General features: G+C 71.4%; 14 protein-coding genes. 5 read left to right on the forward strand and 9 right to left on the reverse strand.

Annotated features, from left to right (window positions below; all coding sequences use genetic code 11):
* The 4 genes from CCN42_RS17055 to CCN42_RS17070 all read right to left on the reverse strand — a co-directional run.
* Positions 1-434, reverse strand: a 434-nt coding sequence (locus CCN42_RS17055; RefSeq protein ID WP_107427603.1) for a response regulator, incomplete at its 3' end; no start/stop codon positions are given.
* A gap of 163 nt (positions 435-597) precedes the next feature.
* Positions 598-948, reverse strand: coding sequence for a chorismate mutase (locus CCN42_RS17060; protein ID WP_086736702.1), 351 nt, complete (start codon positions 946-948; stop codon positions 598-600).
* 56 nt (positions 949-1,004) lie between these two features.
* Positions 1,005-1,487 carry a GNAT family N-acetyltransferase gene (locus tag CCN42_RS17065; protein ID WP_245877327.1) on the reverse strand — a complete coding sequence of 161 codons (483 nt, stop codon included), beginning with the start codon at positions 1,485-1,487 and terminating at the stop codon, positions 1,005-1,007.
* 181 nt (positions 1,488-1,668) lie between these two features.
* A complete protein-coding gene (locus CCN42_RS17070; RefSeq protein WP_086736720.1) occupies positions 1,669-2,436 on the reverse strand; it encodes a S1 family peptidase in 768 nt (255 codons plus the stop codon).
* Positions 2,437-2,636: 200 nt separating this feature from the next.
* Here CCN42_RS17070 and CCN42_RS17075 point away from each other — a divergent pair, with 200 nt between their 5' ends.
* A complete protein-coding gene (locus tag CCN42_RS17075) occupies positions 2,637-3,533 on the forward strand; it encodes a hypothetical protein (protein ID WP_086736704.1) in 897 nt (298 codons plus the stop codon).
* A 33-nt stretch (positions 3,534-3,566) separates the two neighbouring features.
* Here the strand turns inward: CCN42_RS17075 and CCN42_RS17080 are convergent, their stop codons facing one another.
* Positions 3,567-3,908, reverse strand: coding sequence for a MerR family transcriptional regulator (locus CCN42_RS17080; RefSeq protein ID WP_086736706.1), 342 nt, complete (start codon positions 3,906-3,908; stop codon positions 3,567-3,569).
* Positions 3,909-3,979: 71 nt separating this feature from the next.
* On the opposite strand from CCN42_RS17080, the gene CCN42_RS17085 reads away from it, so the two are divergent.
* Positions 3,980-4,843 (forward strand): aldo/keto reductase, encoded by an 864-nt coding sequence (locus CCN42_RS17085; RefSeq protein ID WP_086736708.1) that lies wholly within the window; start codon positions 3,980-3,982, stop codon positions 4,841-4,843.
* Here CCN42_RS17085 and CCN42_RS17090 read toward each other — a convergent pair.
* Positions 4,827-5,561 carry a vWA domain-containing protein gene (locus CCN42_RS17090; protein ID WP_086736710.1) on the reverse strand — a complete coding sequence of 245 codons (735 nt, stop codon included), beginning with the start codon at positions 5,559-5,561 and terminating at the stop codon, positions 4,827-4,829. The genes CCN42_RS17085 and CCN42_RS17090 overlap by 17 nt on opposite strands.
* 157 nt (positions 5,562-5,718) lie before the next feature.
* Between CCN42_RS17090 and CCN42_RS17095 the strand changes: the two genes are divergently transcribed.
* Together CCN42_RS17095 and CCN42_RS17100 are read left to right on the forward strand one after the other, a co-directional pair.
* A complete protein-coding gene (locus CCN42_RS17095) occupies positions 5,719-6,642 on the forward strand; it encodes a rhomboid family intramembrane serine protease (protein WP_086736722.1) in 924 nt (307 codons plus the stop codon).
* Between the two features lies 1 nt (position 6,643).
* On the forward strand, positions 6,644-7,558 hold the full coding sequence (locus CCN42_RS17100; protein WP_086736712.1) for a chitosanase: 915 nt from the start codon (positions 6,644-6,646) through the stop codon (positions 7,556-7,558).
* A 144-nt stretch (positions 7,559-7,702) separates the two neighbouring features.
* Here CCN42_RS17100 and CCN42_RS17105 read toward each other — a convergent pair whose 3' ends face one another.
* From CCN42_RS17105 to CCN42_RS17115, 3 genes are all read right to left on the reverse strand, one after another.
* Positions 7,703-9,163, reverse strand: coding sequence for a glutamate synthase subunit beta (locus tag CCN42_RS17105; RefSeq protein ID WP_086736714.1), 1,461 nt, complete (start codon positions 9,161-9,163; stop codon positions 7,703-7,705).
* Positions 9,156-13,748: a glutamate synthase large subunit gene (gene gltB / locus CCN42_RS17110; protein ID WP_086736716.1), complete on the reverse strand. Its 4,593-nt coding sequence runs from the start codon at positions 13,746-13,748 to the stop codon at positions 9,156-9,158. Before gltB ends, CCN42_RS17105 begins: the two co-directional genes overlap by 8 nt.
* A gap of 402 nt (positions 13,749-14,150) precedes the next feature.
* The gene (locus tag CCN42_RS17115) at positions 14,151-14,882 is read right to left on the reverse strand and encodes a VIT1/CCC1 transporter family protein (protein ID WP_086168569.1); all 732 of its coding nucleotides are present in this window, start codon (positions 14,880-14,882) and stop codon (positions 14,151-14,153) included.
* A 260-nt stretch (positions 14,883-15,142) separates the two neighbouring features.
* Here CCN42_RS17115 and CCN42_RS17120 point away from each other — a divergent pair.
* A partial coding sequence (locus CCN42_RS17120) for an ADP-ribosylglycohydrolase family protein (protein WP_211294729.1) occupies positions 15,143-15,465 on the forward strand: 323 nt, incomplete at its 3' end.

Here is a 15,465-nt window from a genome sequence, read left to right on the forward strand (position 1 = left end):
GCCGTCAGCCGGGCGCGCAGGTCGCGGATCTCGTCGCGCTGGGCCAGGTGACGCTGATGGGCGTCGTAGAGATAGCGGACCTTGGTGCGCAGCGCCCAGGGGTCCACGGGCTTGCGGACCAGGTCGGCGACGCCCAGGCCGAAGGCGGCGGCGGTCAGTTCCCGGTCCGGGCCGAAGCCGGTGAGCAGGACGACGGGGATGTGCTGGGTCTGCTCGAGGCGGCGCAGACAGCGCACCACCCCGAGGTCGTCGTCACCGGGCAGGTGCGCGTCGAGCAGCAGGAGGCCGACCTGCCCGCGCAGCGCCCGTTTCAGTGCCTGGTCGCCGCTGGTGGCCCGCCCCAGCCGGCGGCCGAGCGGGGCGAGGGCGCTCTCCAGGGCGTACAGCGTGTCCTCGTGCTCGTCGACGATGAGGATCTCGGCATCCGTCGGCATGCCCGTGCCTCCCCTCCCGCGCGGACGGCGGGTCCGCCCCAGGCGTACCCCACCAGACTAGGGCCGGGTACTGACAGGGCGTACCGGACGGCTGACGGGGCGTGCAGGGCGCGGCCCGCTCCCGCGCGCGGCCGGGGCCCCGCCCCGGGCTCGTCCGCCCAGGTCAGCTCGGAGCCGAGGGCTCGCCGCTCACCGCGTCCTCGGCGATGCGCTCGTGGTGGCGGATCACCTCGGCGATGATGAAGTTGAGCAACTTCTCAGCGAACGCGGGGTCCAGTTTGGCGCTCTCCGCGAGCGACCGCAGCCGAGCGATCTGCCGCGCCTCGCGCGCGGGGTCGGCGGGCGGCAGATGGTGCACGGCCTTGAGCCGGCCGACCTGCTGGGTGCACTTGAAGCGCTCGGCGAGCATGTGGACGACGGCCGCGTCGATGTTGTCGATGCTGTCCCGGAGCCGGGCGAGCTCGTCGTGGACGGCGGGGTCGGCGTCACCGGTACTGGTGTTGCTGGTGCTCATGGGGGACCACCCTACGGGGCGGCACCCCGGCCGATCACTCGCCGATCACTCGCCGATCATCCACCGATCGTCTTGTGGAAGGAGACGTCCGCGTGGCCTCCGGGGACGCCCGGGGTGCGCCCCGTCTCACAAAAGCCCAGCTTCCGGTAGAACCCGGGGGCCTGGAAGGTGTACGTCGAGACGGTCATGTCGGTGCAGCCGCGCCGGACGCCCTCCTCCTCGGCGGCCCGCATCAGCCGGCTCCCCCACCCCGCGCCGCGCAGGTCCTCGCGCACCCACAGCAGGTGGACGGCGCAGAGCCCGCCCCAGACGTACCCGGTGAGTCCGCCGGCCGGCTCACCGGCGGCGTCCTCGACGCGGACACTGAACTCCTCCGGGGTCCCCGCTTCGCAGGCCACGCCGTTGAAGGCGGTGAGTTCCTCGTCGAGGAGCTTCTCCAGAGCGTCGTCCTGCCCGCCGGTCCGCAAGGAGAGCTGGACGGCGGCCTCGGGCCGGCCGGGACGACGGGGGTGATCGAGGTGATGCTGTTCGGCGGTCACGGCCCGGATTCTGCCAGGGGCCCGCGGCGGGACCGAGCGGATTTCTACATACCCGGGGCGGGGCCGGGAGGCGGGCCGGGAAGACGGTCCCGGAAGGCGGTCTCCCGGGCACGCGGACGGATCACGGCGGAGCCGCACCCCGGTGGGGGCGGCTCCGCCGTACCGTCTCGCGTCGGGCCGGCTACAGCGTCGACGCGGCCTTGGCTATGTCCTTGGCGAAGGTGCTGACCTCGGTGTAGACACCGGGCACGCCGGAGCGGGCGCAGCCGTCACCCCAGCTGACGATGCCGACCTGGATCCACTTGCCCGCGTCGTCCTTGCGGAACATGGGGCCACCCGAGTCGCCCTGGCAGGTGTCGATGCCGCCGCTGGCGTAGCCGGCACACAGCTCCTGCTTGGGCACCAGGCGGTTGCCGTAGTGCCACTTGCACGCGCGGTCGCTGACGAACGGCACGTCGGCCTTCTGCAGCTTGGTCGTGCCGGTGCCGGCGCCCTCCCGGACGTCGCCCCAGCCCGCGATCGTGAAGGTGCCGCGGTTGTACTTCGTCGTCGTGGCGATCTTCAGCGTGGGCCGGTCGATCGGCTTGGCGAGCTTGATCAGCGCCCAGTCCTTGCCGACGCCGTCGTAGCCGGGGGCCACCTTGACCTTGGTCGACTTGACCTTGATCGCGCCCGCGGAGTTCAGGTCGGCGACACCCGCGGTGACGGTGATGCGGGTGTTGTTGCCGGAGCCGTCCATGCAGTGGGCGGCGGTCAGGACGATGTCCTTCTTGTAGAGCGCCCCGCCGCAGCCCATGGAGAGATGGACCATGAAGGGGAACTCGTTCTGCGCGGCGGGCTTCCCGCCGATGACGCGCGCGTCGGCGGCGTGCGCGGCGCTGACCGGCTGGAGGCTGGCGACCGCCAGGGCGACGGCACCGGCCGCGGCGGCCTTCTTCGCCAGCGCCAGGCCGCCTCTCTTGGCGGCGATGGTCGTGGTATGGGTCAACGTACGTCCTTTCGTGGGGGGTTGGGCGGCTCGCAGTATGTGATCAGTCGGCGTCCATGACAAGGACGGATCTCACGCCCCCCGGAAGGAACCCCTCGGGCGAAAATCCGCTCCCCTGCTCGTAGAGTGGAAACCGGGTTCGAGACGTCCTGGGGGTCGGCGTGGCCAACGGCGGACCGGTCGAGCACGGCTACCCGCACCTGGAGACGGTGCGGGCCGCCGTCACCGCGCTGTACAGGCGCCTGTCGTACGACACCGTGCACACTTTCGCGACCAGCGTGGCCCCGGCCGACGTGGCCTTCTGCGACACGGACGACGTCTATCTCGGCGCCCAGCGGGTGGCCCGGGAACTGGTGCGGCACTACCGGCTGCCGGACGCCCGGCTCATCGTGAGCTTCCGCGAGATGCCGCACGCCGCGAACGTCGAACTCGCCGCGGGCCCCGAGTACTTCGTGGAGCTGAACGACCGCTTCCGCACCCACCGGCGGGACATCGGCGCGGCGCTCGCCCACGAGGTGACCCACGTCTATCTGCACCGCCTGGGCCTGGCGTTCCCCGGCACCCGCGACAACGAGATCCTGACGGACACGACGACGACCTACCTGGGCGCCGGCTGGCTGCTGCTGGACGCCTACCGGGAGGACGCGGCGTCCAGCCAGAAGCTCGGCTATCTGACCCCCGAGGAGTTCGGGTACGTCCTCGCCAAGCGCGCGCTGCTCTTCGGCGAGGACCCGTCGGTCTGGTTCACCAGCCCGCAGGCGTACACGGCGTACACCAAGGGCCTGGCCCTGGCCCGCCGGGACGGGCAGCAGCCGCCGCTGACGGCGGCCGGCTGGGCGGGCCGGCGCCGTTACGCCCGCGACCGGCGGCACGCCCAGGACCGGCAGGCCGTCGTCACCGCGCCGGACACGCCCTACACGTTCACGCCCGACGCCCAGGGGCCGCTGCGGGTGTCGTTCCCCTGTCCGACCTGCCACCAGCGGATCAGGGTGCCGGTACGGGGGCGGGTACGGGCGCGGTGCGCGCTGTGCCGGACGGTGCTGGAGTGCGACACGTAGGGGCCGCCGGGTTCGCCCTCGCCGGCGGCGGTGTCAGGCCTGCGGGGCGAGCAGCCGGGTCAGTGAGGTACGGGACCCCTCCAGCCGGGCGATGCGCTGCTCGATGCCCTCCAGCTGCTCCAGGAGCAGCGGCGTCAGGCAGGGCTCCACCTCGGTGTCGCCGCCGCACACGCAGTCCAGGACCTCGCGGATGACACGGGTGGGCAGCCCGGCGTCGAGGAGGGTGCGGATGCGGCGCACGGTGCGCGGCGCGTCCGCGGCGTAGACCCGCTGGCCGCCGGGGGTGCGGTCGGCGTCGAGCAGGCCCTGCTCCTCGTAGTAGCGCAGCAGCCGTACGCTCACCCCGGTCTCGCGGGCCAGCTCCCCGATCCTCATGATCCCCCTCCTGTGAACCACGTCACACGACCTTGAAGCTCACATCCATGTGAGCTCGTACGGTCACAGCCATGACGAACACGACGGTATTCCGCATCGGTGGCGACCTGGAGGTACGGCGGATCGGCTACGGCGCGATGCGCCTGGCGAACGCCCCGCACGAGCGCGGCGGGACGACCGCCCCCATCTGGACGGCCCCCACCGACCGCGCCGAGTCGGTCGCCCTGCTGCGCACGGCGGCCGGCCTGGGCGTGAACCTCTTCGACACCGCCGATGCCTACGCCCTGGGCGCGAACGAGGAGTTGCTGGCCGAGGCGCTGCACCCGTACCGCGACGAGGTGGCGATCGCCACCAAGGCGGGGGTGCTGCGGCCGAGCCCCACGGAGTGGATCACCCACGGCCACCCCGCCTATCTGCGGCAGCAGGCGGAGCTGAGCCTGCGCCGGCTGGGCACCGACCGGATAGACCTCTTCTACCTGCACCGCGTCGACCCCGCCTACCCGCTCGCCGAGCAGATCGGCGCGCTCGGGCAACTCCAGGAGGAGGGCAAGATACGGCACATCGGGCTGTCCGAGGTGTCGGTGGCGGAGATCGAGGCGGCCTCCAAGATCGCGCCGATCGCGGCCGTGCAGAACATGTACAACCTGGCCGAGCGCGGACACGACCCGGTGGTCGACCACACCGCCGGACGCGGTGTCGCGTTCGTGCCGTACTTCCCGGTCGCGCGCGGCGAGTTCGCGGCCGACGGCACCCCGGTCGCCGAGGTGGCGCGGGAGCTGGGCGCCACCCGCACGCAGACCATGCTGGCCTGGCTGCTGCACCGCGCCCCGAACGTGCTGCCCATCCCGGGCACCTCCGCGCCGGACCACCTGGCGGAGAACGTGGCCGCCCTGGACCTCAGCCTCAGCGAGGAACAGTTCAAGCGGATGTCGTGACCGGCAGGATGCCTGCGGCGCGGGCCGCCGTGAGCCACGCCGGGAACTCGCCCACCAGACGGTCGTACAGCTCGGCGTCGGAGACCTTCGAGGGGTCCTCGCCGGCGTGGAAGAACCCGGCGTTGTCCACCATCCGCCGGCCGGGCACCGGCAGCTCGTCGAGCCTGCGCAGGAAGTCGAACTGCCGGCTGTCCGGGTCGCCGAAGCCGATGAACTGCCAGAACAGCGGCAGCCGGGACGCCTTGCACAGGTACCGCTCGGCGGCGACCTTGTCGACCGGACCGCCGTCGGTCTGGAAGACGACCAGGGCGGGGTCCGTGGCGCCGCTGTCGAGGTAGTGGTCGATGACGGCGTCCATCGCCAGGTGGTAGCTGGTCCTGCCCATGTGCCCGAGCCCGGCCGCGATCCGCTCGATCCGCTCCCGGTGGCCGGCGAGCGCGATGTCGGTGACGGTGTCGATGCCGGTGGAGAAGAACACCACCGGCACCCGGCCGTCGTCGTCGAGATGGGCGGAGAGCCCCAGCACCCGGTCGGCGAGCGCCTGCACGCTGCCGTCCCGGTAGTACGGCCTCATGGAGCCGGAGTGGTCGACCACCAGGTAGACGGCGGCGCGCTGCCCCTCCAGTCCGTGCTTGACGAGCGACACCCCGGCGCTCTTGTAGAGGTTCACCAGCGCCGGAGCGGTCTCCCGCACCTTGTCGAGGCTGATCGCCGCCATACCGTTCCCCCTTGATCACCGCTCTCCCGGCCGCCGAGCGTACGGCACCCGGCGGCACCCGGGGCCCCACCGTCCCCGCTGCTCAGCGGCGTTCGTTATTTTGTTCGCCGCCGACCCCACCGGCTCGACCGTCACCAGCCCTATCGAGGAGCCGGCCCTGGAACCCGAGTCCACTTTCACGACCTGCTACCGCCACCCCGGGGTCGAGTGCCACGTCCGGTGTGTGCGCTGCGACCGCCACATCTGCCCGGACTGCATGCGCGAGGCAGCGGTCGGCCACCAGTGCCCGGAGTGCGTCGAGGAGGGCGCCCGGTCGGTCCGGCAGGCCCGGACGATCGTCGGCGGCAAGGTCTCCGGCACGCCCGCGGTGACCTGCGCCCTCATCGCGCTGAACGTGCTGGCCTACCTCGTCCAGCTGGTCCTCCCCGAGTTCCAGACCCGGTTCGAGATGGTCGGCGCCCGGCTGGTGGGGCCGGACGGCGACCAGTACCTCTACGAGGGCGCCTACTTCGGGTACCTCCACCCCGAGGGCCTGGTCGCCGGCGAGTGGGAGCGGCTGATCACCAGCGGCTTCCTGCATCTGCTGCCCACCCAGGGCACCTTCGGGCTCGCCCACATCGTGATGAACATGCTCGCGCTGTGGCACCTGGGCCGGATCCTGGAGGCCCAGCTCGGCCGGGTCCGCTTTCTCGCCCTCTATCTGCTGGCCGTCCTCGGCGGTTCGGTCGCCGAACTGCTCCTCGCCGAGCCGTCCGCCGCCTTCGTCGGCGCCTCCGGCGGGCTCTTCGGCCTCGGCGCCGCGCACTACGTCATGGCCCGGCGTCTCGGCGTCGGCATGGCGGCCGTCAACCGGTCCACCGCGCTGCTGCTGATGTGGCTGCTGGTCTCCGCGGGTCTCACGTCCTGGCAGGGCCACCTCGGCGGCTTCCTCGCGGGCGGCGCGGTGACCGCGGCCTACGCGTTCGTGCCGCGGGGGCCGCGCCGTACCCTGCTCCACGCCGCCGCCTGCGCCGGGCTGCTGGCGCTGCTCCTGCTGCTGACCTACGGAAAGGCGTCCCAGCTGACCGGCGGGACGGTGTGACATGAAGAGAACCAGTTGCCTGCTCTTCGCGGCCGTGCCCGTGCTCGTCACGGCGGCCGCCTACTTCCTCGTCCCGGCCGGCTCCTCCGAGGCGCCCGGGGACCGGGCCGCCGCCTCCCAGCAGGCCCGGGAGGACGCCAAGGCGAAGGCCGAACGGGCCGCGGCGGCCGAACGCGCCGCCGACGACAAGGTGATCGCGAGCCTGCCGCCCGGCCTCGCCGCCCCGGACAAGCGGGAGCTGGCGCACCGGATCCTCGCCACGTCCGCGGCCTCCACGCTGAACTGGCGGGCCTCCTACGGCTTCATCAAGGACCACGGCGACGGCCTGGGCTACACCGCCGGCATCGCCGGGTTCTGCACCGGCACCCACGACCTGCTCGCCCTGGTGGAGCGCTACACCGCGGACCACCCGGACAACGGCCTCGCCCGCTATCTGCCCGCCCTGCGCGAGGTCGACGGCACGGACTCCCACGAGGGCCTGGACCCCGGCTTCACGAAGGCGTGGAAGGCCGAGGCGGAGGTCCCCGCCTTCCAGCGGGCCCAGGAGGAGGAGCGCGACCGCGTCTACTTCGACCCGGCGGTCCGCCTCGCCAAGCTCGACGGCCTCGGCACGCTCGGCCAGTTCGTCTACTACGACGCCATGGTCTTCCACGGGCCCGACACCAGCCCGGAGGGCTTCTACGGCATGCGCGAACGCGCGCTGGGCAAGGCCGCCACCCCCGCCATGGGCGGCGACGAGACGGCGTACCTGGAGGCCTTCCTCGACATCCGCCGCGACGCCATGCGCGCCAAGAAGGCGACCGCCGACACCTCCCGCGTCGACACCGCCCAGCGCCGCTGGCTGAACGCGGGGAACCTGGGGCTGAACACCCCGCTGGAGTGGGCGATGTACGGGGAGACGTACAAGGTGCCGTAGGCGCTTCGGTGCCGTGGCCCCCTCGGGAAAAGCGGCGGCGCCTGCCCCATCGTCCGGTCGGGGACCAAGGGCAGGCGCCGTCTGTGTTCCGTACGCCTTTGTACGGGACGTGTGCGGGTGACCCTCAGGTCACCGTTGTGGCCGTCAGACCGTCAGGGCACGGTCCGTCGGGCGGATCGGGGCCGGCAGCTCGCTGGCACCGGTCAGGAAGCGGTCCACGCCACGGGCGGCCGAGCGGCCCTCGGCGATCGCCCACACGATGAGCGACTGGCCGCGGCCCGCGTCACCGGCGACGAAGACACCCGGGACGTTCGTCTGGAAGTCGGCGTCACGGGCGATGTTACCCCGCTCGTCGAGGTCCAGGCCGAACTGCTCGACCAGGCCGTTCTCCCGGTCGGTGCCGGTGAAGCCCATCGCCAGGGTGACCAGCTGGGCGGGGATCTTGCGCTCCGTGCCCGGCTTCTGGGTCAGCTTGCCCTCGACGAACTCCACCTCGACCAGGTGCAGCCACTGGACGTTGCCGTCCTCGTCGCCCTCGAAGTGGGTGGTGGAGACCGAGTAGACCCGCTCGCCGCCCTCCTCGTGGGCGCTGGTGACCTTGTACAGCATCGGGAAGGTCGGCCACGGCTGGTGCGGCGCCCGGTCCTCGCCCGGCCTGGGCATGATCTCCAGCTGCGTCACCGATGCCGCGCCCTGGCGGTGGGCGGTGCCCACGCAGTCCGCGCCGGTGTCGCCGCCGCCGATGACCACGACGTGCTTGCCCTCGGCCGTGATGGGGGGCGCCACGAAGTCGCCCTCCTGGACCTTGTTGGCCAGCGGCAGGTACTCCATGGCCTGGTGGATGCCCTTGAGCTCGCGGCCCGGCACCGGCAGGTCGCGCGCGGTCGTCGCGCCGACCGCCAGGACCACCGCGTCGTACCGCTTCTTCAGGTCCGTCGCCTTCAGGTCCCGGCCGATCTCGACGCCGGTGCGGAAGCGGGTGCCCTCCGCGCGCATCTGCTCGATGCGGCGGTTGATGTGCCGCTTCTCCATCTTGAACTCGGGGATGCCGTAGCGGAGGAGGCCTCCGACACGGTCCGCGCGCTCGTAGACGGCCACGGTGTGACCGGCCCGGGTCAGCTGCTGGGCGGCGGCCAGGCCCGCGGGACCCGAGCCGACGACGGCGACGGTCTTGCCGGACAGGCGCTCCGGGATCTGCGGGGCGACGTCCCCGGTCTCCCACGCCTTGTCGATGATCGAGACCTCGACGTTCTTGATGGTGACCGGCGGCTGGTTGATGCCGAGCACACACGCCGACTCACAGGGAGCCGGGCAGAGGCGGCCGGTGAACTCCGGGAAGTTGTTGGTGGCGTGCAGGCGCTCCTGCGCGGCCGACCAGTCCTCGCGGTAGGCGTAGTCGTTCCACTCGGGGATCAGGTTCCCCAGCGGACAGCCGTTGTGGCAGAACGGGATGCCGCAGTCCATGCAGCGGCTGGCCTGCTTGCTGATGATCGGCAGCAGCGAGCCGGGGACGTAGACCTCGTTCCAGTCCCGGACGCGCTCCTCGACCGGGCGGGACTTGGCGACCTCGCGGCCGTGGTTCAGAAAGCCCTTCGGGTCAGCCATTGATCGCCGCCTCCATCATCTTCTCGGTGATCTCGGACTCGGAGAGACCGGCTCGCTCGGCGGCGTCCTTGGCGGCGAGCACTGCCTTGTACGTACGGGGGATGATCTTGCTGAACCGCTCGGCGGCGGAGTCCCAGTCCGCGAGCAGCTTCTCGGCGACGGTCGAACCCGTCTCCTCGTGGTGGCGGCGCACCACGTCGTGCAGCCACTGCTTGTCCGCGTCGTCCAGCGCCTCGACGGAGTCCAGGTTGCCGACGTTGACGTTGTCGCGGTCCAGGTCGATGACGTAGGCGACACCGCCGGACATGCCGGCCGCGAAGTTGCGGCCCGTCTCGCCGAGGACCACCGCGTGACCGCCGGTCATGTACTCGCAGCCGTGGTCGCCCACGCCCTCGGAGACCACCAGCGCGCCGGAGTTGCGGACGCAGAAGCGCTCGCCGACCTTGCCGCGCAGGAACATCTCGCCGCCGGTGGCGCCGTAGCCGATGGTGTTGCCGGCGATGACGCTGTACTCGGCGAGGTGGTCGGCGCCGCGGTCCGGGCGGACCACGATCCGGCCGCCCGAGAGGCCCTTGCCGACGTAGTCGTTGGCGTCGCCCTCCAGGCGCAGCGTGACACCGCGCGGCACGAAGGCGCCGAAGGACTGGCCGGCGGAGCCGGTGAAGGTGATGTCGATGGTGTCGTCGGGCAGGCCCGCGCCACCGAACTTCTTCGTCACCTCGTGGCCGAGCATGGTGCCGACCGTGCGGTTGATGTTGCGGATGGCGACCTGGGCGCGCACCGGCTGGGCCTCGCTGGCGTCGTTCGCGGCGAGCGCGTCGGCGGCCAGCTTGATCAGCTCGTTGTCCAGCGCCTTCTCCAGGCCGTGGTCCTGAGCGATCAGGGCGTGGCGGACCGCGCCCTCGGGCAGGTCGGGCACGTGGAACAGCGGCTCCAGGTCCAGGCCCTGCGCCTTCCAGTGGTTCACCGCGCGCTCGACGTCCAGCACCTCGGCGTGGCCCACGGCCTCCTCGATGGAGCGGAAGCCCAGCTCGGCCAGCAGCTCGCGGACCTCTTCGGCGATGAACCGGAAGAAGTTGACGACGTACTCGGCCTTGCCGGAGAAGCGGTCGCGCAGGACCGGGTTCTGGGTGGCGATGCCGACCGGGCAGGTGTCCAGGTGGCAGACGCGCATCATGACGCAGCCGGAGACGACGAGCGGCGCGGTCGCGAAACCGAACTCCTCGGCGCCGAGCAGCGCGGCGATGATCACGTCACGGCCGGTCTTCAGCTGGCCGTCGGTCTGCACCACGATCCGGTCGCGCAGTCCGTTGAGCAGCAGGGTCTGCTGGGTCTCGGCGAGGCCCAGCTCCCAGGGGCCGCCCGCGTGCTTCAGCGAGGTGAGCGGGGAGGCACCCGTGCCGCCGTCGTGGCCGGAGATCAGCACGACGTCCGCGTGCGCCTTGGACACACCCGCCGCGACCGTGCCGACGCCGACCTCGGAGACCAGCTTGACGTGAATCCGCGCCTGCGGGTTCGCGTTCTTCAGGTCGTGGATCAGCTGGGCCAGGTCCTCGATCGAGTAGATGTCGTGGTGCGGCGGCGGCGAGATCAGGCCGACACCCGGCGTCGAGTGACGGGTCTTGGCCACCCACGGGTAGACCTTGTGGCCGGGCAGCTGGCCGCCCTCGCCGGGCTTGGCGCCCTGCGCCATCTTGATCTGGATGTCGTCGGCGTTGACCAGGTACTCGGAGGTCACGCCGAAGCGGCCGGAGGCCACCTGCTTGATCGACGACCGGCGCGCCGGGTCGTACAGGCGCTCCGGGTCCTCGCCGCCCTCACCGGTGTTGGACTTGCCGCCCAGCTGGTTCATGGCGATGGCGAGGGTCTCGTGCGCCTCCTTCGAGATGGAGCCGTACGACATGGCACCCGTCGAGAAGCGCTTGACGATCTCGGAGACCGGCTCGACCTCCTCGACCGGGATCGGCTGCCGGTCCGACTTGAAGCCGAACAGGCCGCGCAGCGTCATCAGCCGCTCGGACTGCTCGTTCACGCGCTCGGTGTACTTCTTGAAGATGTCGTAGCGGCCGGAGCGCGTGGAGTGCTGGAGGCGGAAGACCGTCTCCGGGTCGAACAGGTGCGGCTCGCCCTCGCGGCGCCACTGGTACTCGCCGCCGATCTCCAGCGCGCGGTGCGCGGGAGCGATGCCGGAGGCCGGGTAGGCCTTGGCGTGGCGGGCGGCGACCTCCTTGGCGATGACGTCGATGCCGACGCCGCCGATCTTGGTGGCGGTGCCGTTGAAGTACTTCTCGACGAAGGCCTCGTCCAGGCCGACGGCCTCGAAGACCTGGGCGCCGCGGTAGGAGGCGACGGTCGAGATGCCCATCTTCGACATGACCTTCAGCACGCCCTTGCCGAGGGCGTAGATCAGGTTGCGGATGGCCTGCTCGGGCTCGATGCCCGGCAGGAAGGTGCCCGCGCGGACCAGGTCCTCGACGGACTCCATCGCCAGGTACGGGTTGACGGCGGCGGCGCCGTAGCCGATGAGCAGGGCGACGTGGTGGACCTCGCGGACGTCGCCGGCCTCGACCAGCAGGCCCACCTGGGTGCGCTGCTTGGTGCGGATGAGGTGGTGGTGGACGGCCGCGGTGAGCAGCAGCGACGGTATCGGCGCGTGCTCGGCGTCGGAGTGGCGGTCCGACAGGACGATCAGGCGGGCGCCGTTCTCGATGGCGGCGTCGGCCTCGGCGCAGATCTCCTCGATGCGCGCGGCGAGGGCGTCACCGCCGCCGGAGACCCGGTAGAGGCCGGAAAGGGTCGCGGCCTTCATGCCGGGCATGTCGCCGTCGGCGTTGATGTGGATGAGCTTGGCCAGCTCGTCGTTGTCGATCACCGGGAAGGGCAGCACGACGCTGCGGCAGGACGCGGCGGTCGGCTCCAGCAGGTTGCCCTGCGGGCCCAGCGACGAGCGCAGGGAGGTGACCAGCTCCTCGCGGATCGCGTCCAGCGGCGGGTTGGTGACCTGTGCGAACAGCTGGGTGAAGTAGTCGAAGAGCAGCCGGGGGCGCTCGGAGAGAGCGGCGATCGGCGAGTCGGTGCCCATCGAGCCGATCGGCTCGGCGCCGGCCTTGGCCATGGGGGCCAGGATGACGCGCAGCTCCTCCTCGGTGTAGCCGAAGGTCTGCTGGCGGCGGGTGACCGAGGCGTGGGTGTGCACGATGTGCTCACGCTCGGGCAGGTCGCTCAGCTCGATCTCGCCGGCCTCCAGCCACTCGGCGTACGGCGCCTCGGCGGCCAGCTGGGCCTTGATCTCGTCGTCCTCGATGATGCGGTGCTCGACGGTGTCGACGAGGAACATCCGGCCGGGCTGGAGGCGGCCCTTGCGGACGACCTTGGCCGGGTCGATGTCGAGCACGCCGACCTCGGAGCCGAGGACGACGAGGCCGTCGTCGGTGACCCAGTAGCGGCCCGGGCGCAGGCCGTTGCGGTCGAGCACGGCGCCGACCTGGGTGCCGTCGGTGAAGGTGACGCAGGCGGGGCCGTCCCAGGGCTCCATCATCGTGGAGTGGTACTGGTAGAACGCGCGCCGGGCCGGGTCCATGGAGTCGTGGTTCTCCCACGCCTCCGGGATCATCATCAGCACGGAGTGCGGCAGCGAACGGCCGCCGAGGTGCAGCAGCTCCAGCACCTCGTCGAAGGACGCGGAGTCGGAGGCGTCCGGGGTGCACACCGGGAAGACGCGGTCCAGCTCGCCCTCGCCGAACAGGTCGGAGACCAGCTGGGACTCGCGGGCGCGCATCCAGTTGCGGTTGCCCTTGACGGTGTTGATCTCACCGTTGTGCGCGACGAACCGGTAGGGGTGTGCGAGCGGCCACGACGGGAAGGTGTTCGTGGAGAACCGGGAGTGCACGAGCGCGATCGCGGAGGCGAAGCGGCGGTCGGACAGGTCCGGGAAGAAGGGCTCCAGCTGGCCGGTGGTCAGCATGCCCTTGTAGACGATGGTCCGCGCGGACAGCGACGGGAAGTAGACGCCGGCCTCGCGCTCGGCGCGCTTGCGCAGCAGGAACGCCTTGCGGTCCAGGGCGATGCCCGTGGACTGCCCGTCGGTGACGAAGATCTGGCGGAAGACCGGCATGGTCGAGCGGGCGGTCGCGCCGAGCAGGTCGGGTGCGACCGGGACCTCGCGCCAGCCGAGGACCGTGAGGCCCTCCTCGCCGGCGATCGTCTCGATGCGCGAGACGGCGTCGGCGGTGCCGTCCTCCGGCAGGAAGGCGATGCCGACGGCGTAGGCACCGGCCTCGGGCAGCTGGAATTCGGCCACCTCGCGGAAGAAGGCGTCCGGCACCTGGGAGAGGATGCCCGCGCCGTCGCCGGAGTCCGGCTCGGAGCCGGTGGCACCGCGGTGCTCGAGGTTGCGCAGGACGGTGAGGGCCTGCTCGACCAGGGTGTGGGACGCCTCGCCGGTAAGGGTGGCGACGAAGCCGACGCCGCAGGCGTCGTGCTCGTTGCGGGGGTCGTACATACCCTGCGCAGCAGGGCGAGCATCCATGAAGGACCAGTTCTGGCCATTCGCGGAGTGCTGGGACGGCTGGCGCGGCGTACGCATCGGCTCTCCCGTCGTCGTCATGTGGCTGGTGGTACCTCCCAGGCCCGAAGGGCTCTGGGGGAGCTGCCGAGGGACGACGTTGGCCCTCTGCGGATCTGCGATGAGATCAAAATTTCGTGCAGGTTACATGATGGAGCGGTTCTCGGGAACCGGATACTCCGTTCCAGCAAGCGGACGCCGCGGTGGCGGCAGGTGCCGCGCTCGGCGGCGGAAGTCTGGGGGACCGATGCGGACAGATCGATGTCCCACGGCCCGCTGGCGGGGGAAGCAGCGTCGCTCACCCCGCAGGTGCGCCGCAGGCGTCATTGCCCGCAGCGCTTACGGCTCATGCCCGATGGTTAAGCGTTCGAAACCAACGAGTAACGGCTACTTATGCGGCCCATCGCATAAGTTCCAGCCGCGTCATCCTACGGCCACACCGAACGCCATGCCCAGGACGTACGTCACACCGGCCGCGGCACCACCCAGGGCGAGCTGGCGCAGACCGCTGAACCACCAGCTCCGCGCGGTCACCTTGGCCACCACCGCACCGCACAGGAACAGCCCGAGCAGCGCCAGCAGCACGGCCGGCCACAGGGCACTCGCCCCCAGCAGATACGGCAGTACGGGCAGCAGGGCGCCCAGCGCGAAGGAGCCGAAGCTCGACACCGCGGCGACCAGCGGCGACGGCAGGTCGCCGGGGTCGATGCCCAGTTCCTCGCGGGCGTGTATCTCCAGCGCCTGCTCGGGATCCTTCGACAGCTGCCGCGCCACGTCCCGCGCGAGAGCGGGGTCGACGCCCCGTGACACGTACAGCGCGGCCAGCTCCGCCTCCTCGTCCTTGGGGTGCCGGCGCAGCTCGCGCCGCTCCACGTCCAGCTCGGCCTCGACCAGCTCGCGCTGGGAGGCCACGGAGGTGTACTCGCCGGCCGCCATGGAGAAGGCGCCGGCGGCGAGGCCCGCGAGCCCGCTGATGACGACGGTGTGCTGACTGGCGGTGCCCCCGGCGACACCGGTCATCAGGGCGAGGTTGGAGACCAGGCCGTCCATCGCGCCGAAGACGGCGGGGCGCAGCCAGCCGCCGTTCACGTCCCGGTGCGTGTGGTTGTCGCGGTGCGCTTCGTGCAGCGGCGCCTCGGTCTCGATGATGGCCATACCGGTCCCCCAGGAAAGCTTCTTTGGACTGCTTCTACTTTTCGACAACAGCAAGAGTACGCCTCCGAGTTCCCGCCCGCCAGCAAGGAAAGGCTGGGCTAACCTGCGGTTTTACGCTTTCTCGCTCATCCGTGGAGGGTCCCGCACATATGTCGACCGGGTGATGCTGAGGCCCCTGAGGCTGCGCGGAACGCCGCGCCGGGGGACAGTTCCGCAAAGGGCTTTGCGCCGCCCTCGGCGCCCTGAGAGGAGAGGCCCGCATGGCATCGACCGCCTGCATTCCCTCGGTCCCGCCGCCCGCGAACGCCGCCCGCCTCCGCGAGCGGGCACGCGGCGCGCTGCTCGGCCTCGCGGTCGGGGACGCGCTGGGCGCCCCCGCCGAGAACCTCAAGCCCTCGGAGATCCGAGCCCGCTGGGGCCGCATCACGGGCTACGTCACCGACACCCCGGCCGGCACCGACGACACCGAGTACGCGATCTTCTCCGGCCTGCTGCTCGCCCGGCACGGCTGCGCACTCACCCCGGCCCGCGTGGAGGCCGCCTGGCACGAGTGGATCGCCGACCGCGCCGAGGGCCCCTTCCG

Origin of the sequence: Streptomyces glaucescens, from assembly GCF_002154375.1 — a bacterium.
GTDB classification, from domain to species: Bacteria; Actinomycetota; Actinomycetes; order Streptomycetales; family Streptomycetaceae; genus Streptomyces; species Streptomyces glaucescens.

Coding starts and splice junctions, on each gene's coding strand:
- CCN42_RS17060 (WP_086736702.1), bottom strand. CDS start 948: ATGAGCACCAGCAACACCAGTACCGGTGACGCCGACCCCGCCGTCCAC.
- CCN42_RS17080 (WP_086736706.1), bottom strand. CDS start 3,908: ATGAGGATCGGGGAGCTGGCCCGCGAGACCGGGGTGAGCGTACGGCTG.
- CCN42_RS17085 (WP_086736708.1), top strand. CDS start 3,980: ATGACGAACACGACGGTATTCCGCATCGGTGGCGACCTGGAGGTACGG.
- CCN42_RS17090 (WP_086736710.1), bottom strand. CDS start 5,561: ATGGCGGCGATCAGCCTCGACAAGGTGCGGGAGACCGCTCCGGCGCTG.
- CCN42_RS17100 (WP_086736712.1), top strand. CDS start 6,644: ATGAAGAGAACCAGTTGCCTGCTCTTCGCGGCCGTGCCCGTGCTCGTC.
- CCN42_RS17105 (WP_086736714.1), bottom strand. CDS start 9,163: ATGGCTGACCCGAAGGGCTTTCTGAACCACGGCCGCGAGGTCGCCAAG.
- gltB (WP_086736716.1), bottom strand. CDS start 13,748: ATGCGTACGCCGCGCCAGCCGTCCCAGCACTCCGCGAATGGCCAGAAC.
- CCN42_RS17115 (WP_086168569.1), bottom strand. CDS start 14,882: ATGGCCATCATCGAGACCGAGGCGCCGCTGCACGAAGCGCACCGCGAC.